Source organism: Streptomyces sp. WI03-4A, assembly GCF_033792105.1.
Classification (GTDB): Bacteria; Actinomycetota; Actinomycetes; order Streptomycetales; family Streptomycetaceae; genus Streptomyces; species Streptomyces collinus_A.
Genome location: NZ_JARAUO010000008.1, coordinates 147,600 through 162,341, shown reverse-complemented (window position 1 = coordinate 162,341; position 14,742 = coordinate 147,600). Strand labels below are relative to the sequence as shown.

The 14,742-nt window shown below is 71.2% G+C and carries 15 protein-coding genes and 2 pseudogenes; 9 read left to right on the top strand and 8 right to left on the bottom strand.

Features of this window, described 5'->3' with window-relative positions:
- Window positions 1–17 precede the first annotated feature (17 nt).
- The 3 genes from PV343_RS12040 to PV343_RS12030 all read left to right on the top strand — a co-directional run bounded on the left by PV343_RS12040 (window position 18) and on the right by PV343_RS12030 (window position 3,357).
- Window positions 18–1,073 (top strand): aliphatic sulfonate ABC transporter substrate-binding protein, encoded by a 1,056-nt coding sequence (locus tag PV343_RS12040; RefSeq protein ID WP_319146844.1) that lies wholly within the window; start codon window positions 18–20, stop codon window positions 1,071–1,073.
- Window positions 1,070–2,398 carry an LLM class flavin-dependent oxidoreductase gene (locus PV343_RS12035; protein ID WP_319146843.1) on the top strand — a complete coding sequence of 443 codons (1,329 nt, stop codon included), beginning with the start codon at window positions 1,070–1,072 and terminating at the stop codon, window positions 2,396–2,398. The genes PV343_RS12040 and PV343_RS12035 overlap by 4 nt, the downstream gene beginning before the upstream one ends.
- 140 nt (window positions 2,399–2,538) lie before the next feature.
- Window positions 2,539–3,357 carry a class I SAM-dependent methyltransferase gene (locus tag PV343_RS12030; RefSeq protein WP_319146903.1) on the top strand — a complete coding sequence of 273 codons (819 nt, stop codon included), beginning with the start codon at window positions 2,539–2,541 and terminating at the stop codon, window positions 3,355–3,357.
- 36 nt (window positions 3,358–3,393) lie between these two features.
- On the opposite strand, the gene PV343_RS12025 is transcribed toward PV343_RS12030, so the two are convergent.
- Entirely contained in the window at window positions 3,394–4,587 is a 1,194-nt protein-coding gene (locus PV343_RS12025) for an abortive phage infection protein (protein WP_319146842.1), read from the bottom strand.
- A gap of 326 nt (window positions 4,588–4,913) precedes the next feature.
- Between PV343_RS12025 and PV343_RS12020 the strand changes: the two genes are divergently transcribed.
- The 3 genes from PV343_RS12020 (at window position 4,914) to PV343_RS12010 (ending at window position 7,473) form a co-directional block, all read left to right on the top strand.
- The gene (locus PV343_RS12020; protein WP_319146841.1) at window positions 4,914–5,315 is read left to right on the top strand and encodes a hypothetical protein; all 402 of its coding nucleotides are present in this window, start codon (window positions 4,914–4,916) and stop codon (window positions 5,313–5,315) included.
- 377 nt (window positions 5,316–5,692) lie between these two features.
- A complete protein-coding gene (locus PV343_RS12015) occupies window positions 5,693–6,334 on the top strand; it encodes a hypothetical protein (RefSeq protein WP_319146840.1) in 642 nt (213 codons plus the stop codon).
- 185 nt (window positions 6,335–6,519) lie between these two features.
- Window positions 6,520–7,473: a TrkA family potassium uptake protein gene (locus PV343_RS12010; protein WP_319146839.1), complete on the top strand. Its 954-nt coding sequence runs from the start codon at window positions 6,520–6,522 to the stop codon at window positions 7,471–7,473.
- 128 nt (window positions 7,474–7,601) lie between these two features.
- Here the strand turns inward: PV343_RS12010 and PV343_RS12005 are convergent.
- The 4 genes and pseudogenes from PV343_RS12005 to PV343_RS11990 form a co-directional block, all read right to left on the bottom strand.
- Window positions 7,602–7,949, bottom strand: a pseudogene (locus tag PV343_RS12005) (WhiB family transcriptional regulator); the annotation flags it as partial.
- Window positions 7,950–8,289: 340 nt separating this feature from the next.
- Complete coding sequence (locus PV343_RS12000) at window positions 8,290–8,712, bottom strand: gas vesicle structural protein GvpA (RefSeq protein WP_319146838.1); 423 nt, start codon at window positions 8,710–8,712, stop codon at window positions 8,290–8,292.
- Window positions 8,713–9,035: 323 nt separating this feature from the next.
- On the bottom strand, window positions 9,036–9,683 hold the full coding sequence (locus PV343_RS11995; protein ID WP_319146837.1) for a hypothetical protein: 648 nt from the start codon (window positions 9,681–9,683) through the stop codon (window positions 9,036–9,038).
- A gap of 74 nt (window positions 9,684–9,757) precedes the next feature.
- A complete protein-coding gene (locus PV343_RS11990; protein WP_387954922.1) occupies window positions 9,758–10,225 on the bottom strand; it encodes an SPW repeat protein in 468 nt (155 codons plus the stop codon).
- A gap of 324 nt (window positions 10,226–10,549) precedes the next feature.
- On the opposite strand from PV343_RS11990, the gene PV343_RS11985 reads away from it, so the two are divergent.
- Window positions 10,550–11,752, top strand: coding sequence for a PP2C family protein-serine/threonine phosphatase (locus tag PV343_RS11985; RefSeq protein WP_319146902.1), 1,203 nt, complete (start codon window positions 10,550–10,552; stop codon window positions 11,750–11,752).
- Between the two features lie 505 nt (window positions 11,753–12,257).
- Complete coding sequence (locus PV343_RS11980; RefSeq protein WP_319146901.1) at window positions 12,258–12,482, top strand: DUF6480 family protein; 225 nt, start codon at window positions 12,258–12,260, stop codon at window positions 12,480–12,482.
- Between the two features lie 63 nt (window positions 12,483–12,545).
- Here the strand turns inward: PV343_RS11980 and PV343_RS11975 are convergent.
- A pseudogene (locus tag PV343_RS11975) lies at window positions 12,546–12,617 on the bottom strand (ATP-binding protein); the annotation flags it as partial.
- 163 nt (window positions 12,618–12,780) lie between these two features.
- On the opposite strand from PV343_RS11975, the gene PV343_RS11970 reads away from it, so the two are divergent.
- Window positions 12,781–13,266, top strand: coding sequence for a hypothetical protein (locus tag PV343_RS11970; RefSeq protein WP_319146835.1), 486 nt, complete (start codon window positions 12,781–12,783; stop codon window positions 13,264–13,266).
- A gap of 108 nt (window positions 13,267–13,374) precedes the next feature.
- Here the strand turns inward: PV343_RS11970 and PV343_RS11965 are convergent, their stop codons facing one another.
- Window positions 13,375–13,944 (bottom strand): hypothetical protein, encoded by a 570-nt coding sequence (locus tag PV343_RS11965; RefSeq protein WP_319146834.1) that lies wholly within the window; start codon window positions 13,942–13,944, stop codon window positions 13,375–13,377.
- Between the two features lie 228 nt (window positions 13,945–14,172).
- A complete protein-coding gene (gene tpg / locus PV343_RS11960; RefSeq protein WP_319146833.1) occupies window positions 14,173–14,730 on the bottom strand; it encodes a telomere-protecting terminal protein Tpg in 558 nt (185 codons plus the stop codon).
- Between the last annotated feature and the right edge of the window lie 12 nt (window positions 14,731–14,742).

Genomic DNA, 14,742 nt, shown 5'->3' with positions numbered 1-14,742 from the left:
AGAAGGCACGAAACCCCATGCATGACACAACCAGCCGCGTCATCGGCGCCGCCGCATCGCTCACCCTCGCCGGTATCCTGGTCGGCTGCGGCACGCAGTCGCACACCGCCGCACCGCTCAGCGACGCCGCCCACGCCGGCGACACCAAGCACCCCGAGTGGAGCAAGTACACCTTCACCGTCGGCGACAACGGCGGTGACGGCAGCCAGGCCCTGGCGAAGCTGACCGGCGTGTTCGACAACGCCCCCTACAAGGTCAAATTCGCCCGCTTCACCTTCGGTCCGCCGCTGGTGCAGGCCGCCGCCTCGGGCGACATCGACCTCGGCAGCGTCGGCGACGTCCCCCCGATCACTGGCGCCGCGAAGGAGTACGGCTTCAAGATCGTCGCCGTCAACCGCTCGCTCACCCCCGACCAGGCACTGGAGAACATCATCGTGCCGAGGGGGTCGAAGCTGAAGACGGCTGCCGACCTCAAAGGCAAGAAGATCGCCATCCCGCAGGGCAGTTCGGCCCACGGCCTGGCCCTGAACGCCCTCACGAGCGTCGGCCTCACCCCCAGGGACGTGAAACTGGTCTTCCTCGACCCCGCGGCCGGCGCGACCGCGTTCAACACCGGCAAGGTGGACGCCTGGTCCATCTGGAACCCGCAGTCGGCGATCGCCGTCAAGAACGGCGCACGCGTCCTGGTCAAAGGCATCTCGCCGATCGACCAGACCAGCAACTACTACATCGCCAACGACAAGCTGCTCAAGGACAAGACCCGGCGGGCGGCCCTCACCGACGTACTCAAGCGGCTTTCACGGGAGTTCGCCTGGGCGGTGAAGAACCCCGACCAGTACGCGCAGGCACTCTCCCAGGAACAGGGCATCCCGCTGTCCGACGCCAAGGCGGAACTGGCCGCCTACTCCAACCGGCTCACCCCCATCAAGCCCTCCGACATCCAACTCGAGCAGAAACTCGCCGACGCCTTCCACGAAGCCGGGCAGATCACCAAGAAGGTCGACGTCACGTCGATCACCGACAACCTCCTCCCGGCCGGCTACGACAGCTCCCAGCTGAAGGTCACCTCATGAGCACCACACGACCCCAACTCCACCTCAACGCCTTCCTCATGGAAGCAGGCCACCACGAAGCAGCCTGGCGGCTTCCGCACAGCAACCCCCGCGCGGACTTCGACCTCACGCACTGGATCGAGCTGGCCCGGCTGGCCGAGCACGCCAAGTTCGACTCCCTGTTCCTCGCGGACGGCCCCGCCCTCATCGGCACCGGCGAATTCCGCCCCCCGGGCCAGCTCGAACCCCTCACCCTGCTGACCGCCCTGTCCCAGGCGACCAGCAGGATCGGCCTCATCGCGACCGTCTCCTCCACCTACAACGAGCCCTACAACCTCGCCCGCCGCCTGGCCTCCGTCGACCACATCAGCGGCGGCCGCGCCGGCTGGAACATCGTCACCTCGGCCGGAGCCGACGAAGCCGCCAACTTCGGTCTCAAAGACCGCCCCGGCCACGCCGAACGCTACGCCCGCGCCGATGAGTTCCTCCGTGTCGCCAAGGCCCTGTGGGACAGCTGGGAGACCGAAGCCGTCCTCGCCGAGCAGACCACGGGACACTACGCCGACCCCGCACGGCTGCACCGCCTCGACCACGACGGCACCTACTTCAAAGTCGCCGGCCCGCTCAACGTCGAGCGCCCCCCACAAGGCCACCCGCTCCTCGTCCAGGCCGGCTCCTCCGAGGACGGCAGGAACTTCGCCGCCCGCCACGCCGAGGCCATCTTCACCGCCCACACCGTCTACGAGCGCGCCGCCGCCTTCTACACCGACATCAAGGCCCGCACCAAGGCCGCGGGCCGCGACCCGGACACCGTCATCGTCCTGCCGGGCATCGTCCCCTACATCGGCTCCACCGAGGCCGAAGCCCGCACACTCGCCCGGGAGTTCGACGAGCTGCGCGTCCCGGAGTACGGACTGCGGCAGCTGGCCGCCGTGTTCGAGACCGATCCTGCCGTCTTCGCACTCGATGGGCCCCTGCCCGACTTCATCCTCGCCCGGCCCAAGCTCGAAGGCGCACAGAGCCGCTCCGACCTGATCATCGACCTCGCGGTACGCGAACGGCTCACCGTCCGCCAGATCATCTCCCGGCTCGGCGGCGGGCGCGGCCACTTCGAGTGCGTCGGCACGCCCGAGCAGATCGCCGACACGATCATCGCCTGGTTCGAAGGCGGTGCCGCCGACGGGTTCAACATCATGGCACCCGCCCTGCCCTCGGGCCTGGCGGCCTTCGCCGAGCACGTCCTGCCGATCCTGCGCGCCAAGGGCCTGTTCCGCGAGGAGTACGAGGGCACCACCCTGCGCGAGCACTACGGGCTCCCCGTCCCCGCCAACCAGTTCCACAGCTGACCCGCCCGCCCCCGGCCGCCCTCCCAGGGCGGCCGGCGGGACGGCCACCGCCCCGGCTCCCCCCGTGCCATCAGCGCATCTAGGCTGGCGCGGTGACCGAAGACCAGGAGCAGGAGCAGGAGCCGGTGCAGCCGTCGGGCGTGTGGGCCACGGCGGTCGGGGTGGCCCGGGTGCGGGCGCTGGAGACCGAGCGGGCGAACCCGCTGTTCCGCGATCCACTGGCCCGGGCCTTCGCCGCCGCGGGCGGCCTGTGGCCCTCCTCGCCGCCACCGCCCGAGGGCGACGAGGCCGCACGCCGCCGCCGGCTGGCCGTGGCGTTCTCCATCGTCATCCGGACGAAGTTCCTCGACGACCTGCTGCGGCAGGCCTCCGCCTCCGGAATCCGCCAAGTCGTGCTGCTCGGCGCCGGCATGGACAGCCGCGCCTTCCGCATCGACTGGCCCGAGGGGACCCGGCTGTTCGAGGTCGACACCGCCGAACCCCTGGACTTCAAGGCCGCGGTGCTGCGCCGGGAGCGGGCCGTCGCACGCTGTCAGCGGATCCCCGTCGCGGTGGACCTGCGCGAGGACTGGCCGGGCGCGCTGGCCGCCGCGGGGCACGACCCGGCCGAGCCGACCGTGTGGATCGCCGAGGGGCTGCTGATCTATCTGCCCCTGGACGCGGTGGACCTGCTGCTGGCCCGGATCGGCGGACGGTCGGCGCCGGGCAGCCGGATGGGGCTGACGCTGGGCTCGCGCGGCGTCATCGAGCGCTTCGGCGCGGACGCCGTATCGGGATCGGCGGCCTCCCTGTGGGTCTCGGAGATGCCCGACGACCCGGTGGGCTGGCTGGCCGGCCACGGCTGGCACGCCGAGACCCACACCCTGCGCGAACGCGCCGCCGCCTACGGCCGCCCGGCCACCACCCCGCCGAGCCACGAGGAAGGGCCCGGCGGGCTGGTCTCGGCGGTCCGCCGGTAGCGCGCCCTCCCGCCCGTTTCCCACAGCACCGGGTGCTCAGCCGGGAAAGACGGCCCCCGCATCCGCCGCGCCGTGCCGCCGCTCGCGCGCGTAGCGGCGGGCCAGGGCGTGGAAGGCCTCCTTCGGCTCCCAGTGCCAGCCGGAGGCGGGGTCGAAGGGGCGGTCCCGGAGGGTCTTGGTGATCGAGTAGCTCGCCAGATCCAGGTCGTGCAGCGGGTCACCGGGGCGGTGCGGGGCGTCGGGCGTCACGAACTCGAACGCCATCGCCGCATACAGGCCCAACGAGGAGAACACGTCGAGGAGTTGCATGAGGTAGGCGGCCTGGGTGCGCTCGCTGCGCACCAGTTGGCCCTTGATCTCCTCGGGGTTCTTGTCGTGGTCGACCACGTCCCAGCCCATGCCGGCGGTCTCGGGCGCGCCGGCGTAGGCGCAGGTGCCGAACTCGGTGACGGCCAGCGGCTTGCCCCACCGCAGATACCGCCTCAACTCCCGCACATAACCGGCAGGGTCGGGAAAGAACGAGTAGTAGTCGATGCCGACGATGTCGAACAGCCGCCAGTCGACCTCGTCGTCCTGGGCCGCGGCATAGCTCAGCCGGCCGCGGAACACGGATCGTCCCACCGCGGCGGCCTTCGCCGTGAACCGGTCGAGGCGGCGCTGCATCGCGACGGGGTCCACCCGACCCGCCTGGAGGTTGCGGATCCGTTCGAAGACGTTCGCGCCGGGCACGATGCCCGGCACGAACAGCCAGAACTCGCAGCCCACGCTCAGCTCCACGACGGCCCCCTGCCGGCGCAGCCGCTCCGCGAGGCGGCCGGTCTCGGCGAGGTGTTCCAGGATGTCCCGCCCGGGCACGTCCCCGAGCGTCGGCTGCAGCCAGATACGCAAGCCCCGCTCCGCGGCCTCACCAGCGGTGGCCGTCAGCCGTTCGACGCCGTCACCGGTGACCTCCACGGTGTCGGCGTGCAGCCGGTCGCGGATCACGGCCATGTCCCGCCGCATCCGGGCCGCAGCGAACGCCGTGCCCGGCGTCTCGCCCTCGCCGACGGTGTAGACGACGCCGCGGTGCCCCAGCCCCGGCCGCGGCCGCGCCCCCACCCCCGCCCCCGCCGCCCGGGCGGAACCCGCCGGGAGCCCGCCCGCGGCCACCCCCACGCCGGCCATGCCGGCGAGGAACCGGGCCCGGGTGAGCCCCCGCCCCCTGTGCACACGCTCATCCGGCTTCCGCATACGGCCAACCGTGCCCGGACCCGCCCCACGACGCCGTCCGCCGACGGTCTACGGCACCGGGCCCGCCGGTCTAGGGCCCGTCAGCCGAAAGGCGACCACCGGGCAGCCGAAGGAGGGATTGCTCGCGCAGCCGAACGTCGAGGCCCCGCGGGCAGATGCCCCGATCCGGCGAGCCACCCGCGGCAGGCTTAGCCCAACAAGATGGTGACATGGGAGTGTCTGTGCTGCTGTCCGGGCGTGTCCAGCGCACCATGAGGCAGGCGCCCCGCCCGGGTTGCCACGGCTCCTTATCCCAGTACGCAGTTCGCCACAGAAAGCAGGTCAGCATGCGCGCCGGACGCCGCTTCAGTCCGCTTCCCCGCTACCGAGGCGTGTGGGCCGCCGGCCTCGCGGCCCTGCCGGCCCTCCTCGCCCTGAGCACGGCCACGCCCGCCGCGGCGGCCGATCCCGCTCACCACAAGGCCCAGCAGCCTGCCCGCTACGTGCAGGTGTCCAACACCCAGACGTGCAACCCCGACGGCTTGTGCACCATCACCGCCACCTGTCCCTCCGGGACGGTGGTCACGGGCGGCGGTGTCTCCGAGACCCCCCTGATCAGCAGCGGCGTGTACCTCATGGAGACCGAGCCGACCGGCAGCCGCACCTGGCGAGGCACCCTGCGCAACGCCAGCCAGTTCCCCGTCCAGGTCACCGTCACGGCCGTCTGCGCCCGCATCCCCGGCGTCTGACCCGGCCCCGAGGAGCTGATCAACCTCGCTGAGAAGTCGTCTCACCGCTCCTGCGGCCGGCAGTCCGCGTCAGGGTCCCCGACGCGGACTGTGGGCTGTGACGGGCGGACGGTCACCTCGCAGCCGGCACGCGCCCAGCCCACGTCGCCCTTCACGTCCTCAACTTCCCAGGCTCCCACAGCCGCAGGCACTGGCCTCGGGCTTCGGGGTACACGCTGGTGGTGCGCGGCGCCCGACACGCGCGCAAGGGGTGCGAGGCGCCGTGGCACGGTCCGTGCGGGAACGACCGGAAGGCCAGGGGTATGGCGCGTACGCGGGCACAGGCCAGTACCAGGCATCCCAGGCATGAGCGCAGGGGAGAGGCACGGCTTCCGGCGGTGGTCGCCACCCTCGCCGCGATCGCCCTGTACCTGGTGCTGCCGCAGCAGCTGCTGATCGCTCCTCGCTACGTGCTGCCCGCCCTGGAATGCCTGCTGCTCATCCCGCTCATCGCGATCAACCCCAAACGGCTGACCCGGCAGACGAAGACGTTCCGCGTGCTGTCGCTGACGCTCGTGGGCGTCATCGCGGTCAGCAACCTCGTGGCGCTGGCCATCCTCATCCATGAGCTGCTCTACGCGGGGGTGAAAGACGGCCGGTCCCTGCTGGTGGCCGCACTGCAGGTGTGGCTCACCAACATCATCGTCTTCGGGCTGGCCTACTGGGAGCTGGACCGGGGCGGCCCGGTCAGCCGCACCCAGGCACCCCGCTCCGCCCTGCCCCTGGCGGACTTCCGCTTCTCCCAGGACGAGAACGACGACGCCGTCCAGGAAGTCGCCGACGGTGCCAGTGCCACCTCGGACTGGGTCCCCACGCTGATGGACTACCTGTACGTGTCCACCACCAACTCCACCGCCTTCAGCCCGACCGACACCATGCCGCTGTCGACCCGGGCCAAGGCCATGATGGGCATCCAGAGCATCTCCGCCCTGCTGACCTCGCTCCTGGTGATCGCGCGAGCCGTCAGCATCCTGCACTGAAGGCGCCGCCCACCGGTGGCGCATCCCCTTGCGGCGTGCAGGCACCGCACATTCGGCGTACCCGCCCATCCTCAGGGCGCCGCTCCGTGCCGCTCCGTGTTGCTCCCCGATGCCCGGTGAGGACACTGAAGACAAGGCGAGGGGCAGGAGGTGCTGTGTGGCCGCCACGCGGTACAGGGCGGCGGGTGCTCCTGGCGGCGTTCGCCCTCCTGGCGCTGCTCGCCTGCGGCGTCGGCGGGTTTTCGCTGCTCGGGTTCCCCCTGCCGGACGCCGTCTACATGACGGTGATGACGCTGACCACGGAAGGGTTCTCCGGCGCCGACCGGCTCACCGAGGCCGGCAAGCTCTTCACCGCCGCGCTGGCGGTGGTGGGTGTCGCCGTCTTCGTCGCGGTCCTGGGGCTGATCGGGACGGCGCTGGTGGAAGGGCGGTTCGGGCCTGCGGGAAGGAAGCGGCGCATGCAGCATCGCATCGACGCGCTGCGGGACCATTTCATCGTCTGCGCCTACGGGCGGGTCGGCCAGGCCGTGGCGCGCGAGTTCGAGGCCGAGGGCGTCCCCTTCGTCGTGATCGAGAACAAGGCCGCCCTGGAAGAGCAGTTGCAGCGGGAGCGGGTGCCCTACCTGATCGGCAACGCCGCCTCCGAGCAGGTGCTGCGCCGCGCGGGCATCGACCACGCCCGCGGCCTGGTCTGCGCGGTCGACTCGGACGCCGAGAACGTCTACATCACCCTGATCGCCCACTCCCTCAATCCCTCTTTGGCCATCGTCTCGCGCGCCTCGGAGGCGGCGTCGGCCGAACGCCTCACCCATGCCGGCGCCAGCAGCGTGGTCTCTCCCTACATCACCAGCGGCCGGCGGATGGCGCTGCTGGCGGTCCGCCCGCACGTGGTGGACTTCCTGGAGTTCACCCGGGCCGGCAGCTCCGATGTCCGGATCGAGGAGATCCGCCTGGATGCCGGCTCCCGCCTGGTGGGCAGGCCTCTGCGCCAGGCCTGCGGGGGAGCGCTGCCCCTGCTGATCCGCCGCGCCGACGGCTCGCTGGAACCCCACCCTGATCCCGAGACCGTCGTGCAGGCCGGCGACACCATGATCGTGTTCGGTGACCCCGGCGCCCTGCGCCCCATGGAGGACGAATAGGCCGGGGGAGTCGGGAGGCCCGGTAGCCGGGGGAGGGCTGCTAACTCGCCGCTTTCCTCCGGCTCGTCGCGGGGGCGCCTGGTCGCGCGGACGGGTTCCGTGATTGCGCGTCGGATCGAGCGGCGTTGAGCGGCGGTTGTGGCGCCCCAGATGCCGTCGTCCTCACCGTGGTCGAGTGCCCAGGTGCGGCAGTCGATGATCACAGGGCAGCGGCGGCATATGGCTCGGGCCAGGGACGCCTCCGCATCGGGAGCCAGGAGATCCGAGAGCGGGAAGAAGATGTCGGGGTCCTCTCCGACGCAGGCCGCACGATCGCGCCAGTCAGGCCTTGCCGGATCTCCGCTGGATGTGCAGGTCACTACAAACCCCTTCCCGGCTGTCTGCGGGCACGACGGATCATCGCTGCGGCGCACGCAGCGCCGCAGTTCCGGCAGGGGTTTGGAGAATATTAAACAGGTTGCGACCGGTTTCGTCATGACCGGGTGCCCTGAGAGTCTCCCGGGCCGGGGCACCAGGGGGAGTGCGGGGGCTGAAGCCAGGGGCGCCCCGCGCTCAGCATCCACAGGTATCCGGGTGTGCCGTTGGGCGACCTGTTCGGCGCCCGTGCCGGGCGCGGCGGCAGGGCAAGGCCCGGCTGGGTCAACCGTTCGGCTGGACTGCCGCGTTCCCGAACGCCGCCGCGGTGCCGCCTTCGTCCCTGGCGGACGCGATGCCGGCGCACCGCATCGGCAGGACCACGCCATGGGTTCCGGCTTCGTCCGGTACGCGCTGGTGGGCGAGCAGATCAATGATCCCGTAGACGTAGGTGCCCGTCCGTCATTCCTCTCTCCTGCGCGGGGCCCGCTCACCTTGCCGCTCCCGGCCCTCGCCACGTGCCTGGTTGAAGGCGTCGGACATGGTCTCCGCGGCGCCGGAGAGTGCGCCCTTGGCCTTGCCCCGGCTGCCGGACTCGGACAGCTGTCCGTCCCCGGACTGGGTGAGCTTTCCGGTGAGATCCGTGAGCCCGGCCGGCTTGTGGGGCCCGGCTTCCAGATCGAGGCGGTTACAGGCCTCGGCGAAGCGGAGGTAGGTGTCGACGCTGGCGACCACGACCCGAATGTCGATCTTGAGTATTTCGATCCCCACCAGGGAGACCCGCACGAACGCGTCGATCACCAGCCCGCGGTCGAGGACGAGTTCCAGGACGTCGTACAGGCCGCTGGAGCCGCCTCCGCCGCCCTGCTGCGTGGTCACGGTCATCGCGACCATCCCCTTGCCTTCTGTCGGTGGCCCCCCTCGGCACGCACTGCTTCGGCAGCAAGACCGCCCGCCTCGCTGCCGCCGGCCGCGGCGCGGCTTTCGCCTGCGAGTAGCCCCCACCACCCGGGGCGAAACGCCGGTACGCGGCCGGCGGAGCGGGCCGTGTACCCGCTGTTCAGCCGGGGCGACGCTGCTCGGTTCGCCTGTCCTGGACCGAGGACTGCGCGAACAGTCGCTGGGCCACGGCTGCCGGTGCTCCACGCTCGTACGGTACGAAGCCCCGTACCGCGCGTCGTACCGCGCGGTACGGGGCCCAGGCCGTGTCAGGGGTGCTCTCTCGGCGACGCTGCGCTGTGGTGCGCGGATGCTTCCGCAACCTGCCTGAGCCCCCGGGTCGTGGGAGCATCCCCGACTTTGGCGGGCTGCTCGTGTACGTGGCCCTCACGGTGGTGGAAGTGGGAGGGCGGGAACCTGTCGCCGGCACCCGAGCGGGCGCCGCTGGATTTCGCCCCGGTCGGGCCGGGAGCGCCCGGGGTGGGGGTCTTGTGCTCCGTCACCGTCTCCCCAGCCGCGGCTGTTCCGGCACGGGGCTGCGCTCGCTGATCGCGCTGCGCTCGCTGTTCTGGCTGCGCTCGCTGTTCGGGCTGCGCCTGCTGTTCGGGCTGCGCTCGCTGATCGCGCTGCGCCTGCTGTTCGGGCTGCGCTCGCTGTGCTGGCCGCGGCTGGGTCAGCCATGCGACGGCCGCGCCGGTGAGAGCGACCGGCCATTCCACCACCCCGGTCACGCCGAGCACTCCGGCCCCGGCGTAGACCGCCATCCGGCGGCCTGCCGGGGAGATCGCGCCGATCTGGTCCAGTGCGTTCTCGGCGGCCCTGCTGACCTGCTCGGCCCCGGGCAGGCGGCACAGTGCGGAGGTGAGTGTGCGCCCCCACTGGGGAAGATCCGGCCAACTCGTTCTGGCCTGGCTCATCGTGGACTGCCTCCTCACGCTTTTGAGTTCGACGCCCGCGTACGGGGCCGGATGGTGGCACCGGCAAGAACGGCCTAGCTGTGAGTCCAGGACGAGCGGGTCGCCGCTGCTCCCCGGTGCATGCGGGACGATTCGGCTGCTCGGGCGGCGGCGCTGGCGGCCAGGGCGAGCAGGAGTGCGACGGCGCCGGTGATGACGTTGTTGGTGATGGTCTTGGTGGTGCTGACGTCGCCGGCCACGACCCAGGGCGCGATGATCGTCCATGCACCCAGGGCGCAGGCTCCCCAGGCCATGCCGTGGGTGCGTTCGTAGGCCCGGCCGAAGCCGCCGCTCATCAGCAGGGCGTAGGCGAGGCCCACGAGGAGGTTGTTCACGGCAAGAGTGGACAGGCCGTTGAACCCGGTGATCCACGGCGATGCTGCCAGGTAGATGCCGGTGAGGAAGGCCAGCGTGCCGACGGCCTGGCCTTGCGGGGTGCTCGTGGCGCGTTCGGCCGTTTCGTGCCGGGCGCGCATGTCGACGATGTCGGGGTGGGTCTCCATGGCCGGCCCGCGAGAAGTGGTCATTTCCAGTCACCTCGGCATGAGAGCGGATATTCCGCCCCCGGGTACCCAGTGGCCGTGGGACAACCGGTGCGCAAAGGGTCCCATGTCGCCTGGTTCGGCGGCACCGCCCGCTCGGCGCACGTCGTCCCCCTGCGAGACCGGCGCCCTCGCCCACAGTGTGACGGCGCTTAGCCTGCCCTGCGCTCGAAGGGGAGCTCCGACCGTACCCGGCAGCGAAGGGGCGGCCCGCACGATCTGCGCCGGGGACTGGCATCCAGGACGGGCTCGCCGGGAATCCGGGACGGGTGGGAGGTGCCTGTGCTGGACGGTGAGGGGTTGGGCCTGGATGAGGTGCTGCGGGCGGCGGAGGACGCCGCGCCGGTGGAGTCGGTCGACGTGGTGGCCCGCAATCTGGAGAAGCGGTTCTCGGCGAGCGAGGTGTCGTTCTGGCTCGTGGACATGATCGGGCAGGAGGCCGTACGGCTGCCCAGAGCCGGTACGGCCGCCCAGAGACGCGGTGAGACACAAAGACGCGAGCTGTCGGGCAGCGTTCACGAGCAGGTGCTGCGCTCCCAGCGCCTGCACCAGGAACCGGACGAAGAAGGCGGCTTCCGGCTGGTGGCCCCGGTGACCAACCGCGGCGACTGCCTCGGCGTCCTGGAGATGGTCGTACCCGAGGCGGACGACGCGGTGCGAGACGGGGTGGCGCAGGCCGCGCACGCGCTGGCGTACATCGTGGCCACCGACCGCCGCTTCACCGACCTCTACCACTGGGGCCGGCGCACGACCACGATGAGCCTGGCCGCGGAGATCCAGCATCAGCTGCTGCCCTCGGCGTCCTGCTGCGAGGCGGCGCACTTCACCCTGGTCGGCGGCCTCATCCCGGCCGACGAGATCGGCGGCGACACCTATGACTACGCCCTCGACCAGGACGCCCTCTACCTGTCGATCACTGATGCGATGGGGCACGACACAGCCTCCGCGCTGCTGGCCACGCTGACCGTGAACGCCCTGCGCGGTGCCCGCCGTGCCGGGCGCGGCCTGATCGAGCAGGCCTACGCCGCCCACCGGGCGATCACCCGTCACGGCCGCGGCATGACCACCGGCCAACTGCTGCGCGTCCAGCTGGAAACCGGCATCTGCGAACTGGTCAACGCCGGCCACCCCTGGCCGCTGCGCCTGCGCGGCGGGAGTGTGGAGGAGCTGACCCTCAGGGTGAACATGCCGTTCGGAGTGCCCGCCCCGGTCGCCTACCAGGTACAGCAGCTGCGTCTGGAGCCCGGTGACCGCCTGATCCTGCTCACCGACGGCATGCGGGATCGCGCGGCCGCCGCCGTCGACCTGCCCGCCCTCGTCCACGCCACCCGCGACGAGCACCCCCGTGACGTGGTCCGGGCCCTGACCTCGGCGGTGAACACAGCCTGCCGGGGATCCCTGTCCGACGATGCCACCTTGATGGTCCTCGACTGGCACGGCAGCGGTACGGGACAGCGCCACACCAGCGGCGGCTCCAACGGCACCTGACACCGGCCGGCGGCCCGGCCGAACGATGCGCGCCACATGAGCCGAACGGTGCGCACCACATCAGCGTTCTGCGTGCTTTATCCGTTTCCGGGTAGGTGGTGCTCCAAGGCGATCTGGGGCCAGGTCGCCCGCACATTCCGGCCGCTGCTGTCGTGCTGCCTTGTCTCTGTGCGGTGGCGGACGGAGCCGCAGATGACCACCGTTGTCCTCTGCGTCGTGGCAGGGGAAGCCTGCCGAGGACGAACTCACCACAAGGGGCATCGACCGGGATCTGTGCCTGTGCTCCCGCGCCGGGGAGGTGGCGACAGTGATACGACGAAACGCCTTGACGGGGGGGCTGGAACAGCAGATCGGCTCGCCGGGCGCTGGCGAGCACGTCGAGCGCAGGGCGATCGTGCGGATCCTGGAGGCTCGGCTCGACCAGCTGTCCGTACGCGCCCACCGCCTCACCTCACGATCGACGGACAGGGCCCAGGCCCGGAAGAAAGCGGAGAGGAACGAGCCCATGCCGCTTCCTCGCGAGCCCAGTCGAACCCCGCAACCCGCCCCGGGCCGTGGGGTGAGCCCTGGCGAAACCCCTCCCGCTGAGGCGAGCGCCACCTCCGCGATCTCCTATTCGGAGCCTGAGCTGCGCGTGGGGTGGGGGCCAGTACCGCTCGTACTGATCATGCTGGTGGTGGCGCTGATGGTGGTCGGGTTGATCGCCATGGCGGTGGCATTGATGGCCTAGACGCCCACTGCGGGCCTCCCACGGGTCTGATGCTCCTCTGGAACGGCCGGATGCCACGTCGTCGGCCATGACGATCTCCAGGCCGTGCCGGCCGACCCGGCCGGCGTCCGCGGCCCGGACGATCGGCAGCACCGGGTGCCGGCATCACGCCCAGCAGGGGCTCCGCACCGGTGGAGGTGCGGGTCAGCCGGTGGGTGGGCCGGTCGGGGGACGTACGGGAGCGGCCGGGCGGGCTGAACTGAATACACGAAAGGCCGACCGGCCCCAGTCCCCCCGAACAGCTTCCGAAGGATTTCTCATGCTGAACGCCCGTCGTCACCTGGCCGCCCGTATCGCCGGTATCTCCTGCATCGCCGCTATCGCCGCCGGAACCCTCGGTGTCGCCAGCGCGGAGGCCGCGCCCATGATGCAGCACCACAGCGCCTCGCACGCCAGCCACCACCAGCAGCACCACGGCAAGAACAACACCAGCAACAGCAAGAACAGCAACAGCAGCAAGAACGCCTCGTCGAAGAACGCTGCTGCCATGCCGAAGGGCGGCAACACCCAGGGCGGCACCCAGGGTGCCGGTAACGGCAACACCCAGGGCGGCACCCAGGGTGCCGGTAACGGCAACACCCAGGGCGGCACCCAGGGTGCCGGTAACGGCAACACCCAGGGCGGAACCCAGGGTGGCGGCTCCGGCAACACCCAGGGCGGCACCCAGGGTGCCGGTAACGGCAACACCCAGGGCGGCACCCAGGGTGGCGGCTCCGGCAACACCCAGGGCGGAACCCAGGGCTGATCACTGACAGGCCGGTGCCCCGCGGAGACAGTCTCCGCGGGGCACCGGCCTTCTCGTCGCGTGTCGACGATGGGTGCAAAGGGCCGCCCCGGGCTCGCCCCCTGCGGGTCAGTGCATGAGCGGGACGGCGGAACGGGCGCGGTCCCACATGCCGTGCAGCTGTTCGAGGGGCCGCTGTTGTTCGCCCTGCAGGGCGTTGAGAACCACCAGGCATCCGGTGAGAGCGGGCACCACCCACTGCACGCAGGCGAGGTGGCGCTGGGCTCTGTCGGCGTCGAAGGGGTGCTGGGCCGCCTCCGCGAGATCCTGGGGGTCGACGGAGGTGGCCAGTTCGATCTGTCTGCCGAGGACGCGTGCGTAGGCGGTGGCGGCCAGTGCCGCGGCGGTGACGGCCGTCTTCGCCGCCGAGGAGGCGGCAACGCCTTTCTGCTTGGCGAGGCGGTGGGCGTTGACGGCGAGCAGGCCGCTTCCCCCGTACAGGTGGGCGCCGATCGCGGCGGCGCTGACCGGCATCCACTTGGCCCAGCCGGCCGACGCGATCCGTGCCCTGGCCGCATCCGTGGCGCCCTCCTGACGTGCCGCGCCGTTGAGACCGACCGCGCCCATCAGGGAGCCGCCGAACCATGCTGCCAGTCCCAGATCGTGCAGGCTGCGGATGGCGGTGTGGCGTCCGGACATCGAGGTGCTCCCTTAAAGGACGGCAGAGGTGACGAGGTGTGTCCACCCTCACCCGGCCCTGGGCCGGTCGCTATCACTGATGGCCCGGACGGGCGCACCCGTAGGCCGTTGGACCCGGGTGATCCGGCTGCGTCCCGAGTGATCGGACGCATGACTGCTGGCAGAGCTGGCCATCTGGGGACCGCCCACGGCCACGAGTCGTGCGCGGCCGTGGTGGCCCAAGTCCTGCTACAGCTCGAATTCGAGGTCGATCAGGTCGGTGAGTTCGACTTCGAGTCCGTGGGCGCGGCGGCCGTTGTCGCGGAAGTAGACCTCGCCCAGGGCTTCGGCGGCGATCTGGCGGAGCCGGTCCTCGGTGAGGCCGGCTTCCTGGGCCTGGAAGAGGCGTGCGGCGTGCCCGGGAGGCAGGGCGAGGGTGAGGTGGCGTGTGCGGGCGTCGTCGGTGCTGCCGGGGGCGGCGGTGTAGCCGAACCGGGCGCGGACGTCGATCATGATGCCGCCGGTGGTGGCCGCGGCCTGCTTCGCCTTGGCCCTGATCTGCGGCTGCCAGCGCACGCGGACCTCACGCTGCAGGCGGTCGGCGAGCTCCGGCCGGGGCTTTTTGATCTGGTTCTTCACATAGCGTTCGACGGTGCGCTGACTGATCCCGAGCAGCTCGGCCACGCGCCGGGTGCTGCGCCGGTGCTGCCTGACCAGATAGCGCATCTGTGCCCCGGCGGTCTTCGGGATGGGGCGCGTGAACGCGCCCTGGACCGCCTTGTCGAGTCCTTCGCCGACCGTCGCCATCGCCGTGACCGT

What these genes read in the sequence shown, in the direction of transcription:
- PV343_RS12000 (WP_319146838.1), bottom strand. Translation starts at nt 8,712, where the DNA reads ATGACCGTGACCACGCAGCAGGGCGGCGGAGGCGGCTCCAGCGGCCTG.
- PV343_RS11970 (WP_319146835.1), top strand. Translation starts at nt 12,781, where the DNA reads ATGCTGAACGCCCGTCGTCACCTGGCCGCCCGTATCGCCGGTATCTCC.
- PV343_RS12035 (WP_319146843.1), top strand. Translation starts at nt 1,070, where the DNA reads ATGAGCACCACACGACCCCAACTCCACCTCAACGCCTTCCTCATGGAA.
- tpg (WP_319146833.1), bottom strand. Translation starts at nt 14,730, where the DNA reads ATGGCGACGGTCGGCGAAGGACTCGACAAGGCGGTCCAGGGCGCGTTC.
- PV343_RS11995 (WP_319146837.1), bottom strand. Translation starts at nt 9,683, where the DNA reads ATGAGCCAGGCCAGAACGAGTTGGCCGGATCTTCCCCAGTGGGGGCGC.
- PV343_RS11965 (WP_319146834.1), bottom strand. Translation starts at nt 13,944, where the DNA reads ATGTCCGGACGCCACACCGCCATCCGCAGCCTGCACGATCTGGGACTG.
- PV343_RS12040 (WP_319146844.1), top strand. Translation starts at nt 18, where the DNA reads ATGCATGACACAACCAGCCGCGTCATCGGCGCCGCCGCATCGCTCACC.
- PV343_RS12025 (WP_319146842.1), bottom strand. Translation starts at nt 4,587, where the DNA reads ATGCGGAAGCCGGATGAGCGTGTGCACAGGGGGCGGGGGCTCACCCGG.
- PV343_RS11990 (WP_387954922.1), bottom strand. Translation starts at nt 10,225, where the DNA reads ATGGAGACCCACCCCGACATCGTCGACATGCGCGCCCGGCACGAAACG.
- PV343_RS12020 (WP_319146841.1), top strand. Translation starts at nt 4,914, where the DNA reads ATGCGCGCCGGACGCCGCTTCAGTCCGCTTCCCCGCTACCGAGGCGTG.
- PV343_RS11980 (WP_319146901.1), top strand. Translation starts at nt 12,258, where the DNA reads ATGCCGCTTCCTCGCGAGCCCAGTCGAACCCCGCAACCCGCCCCGGGC.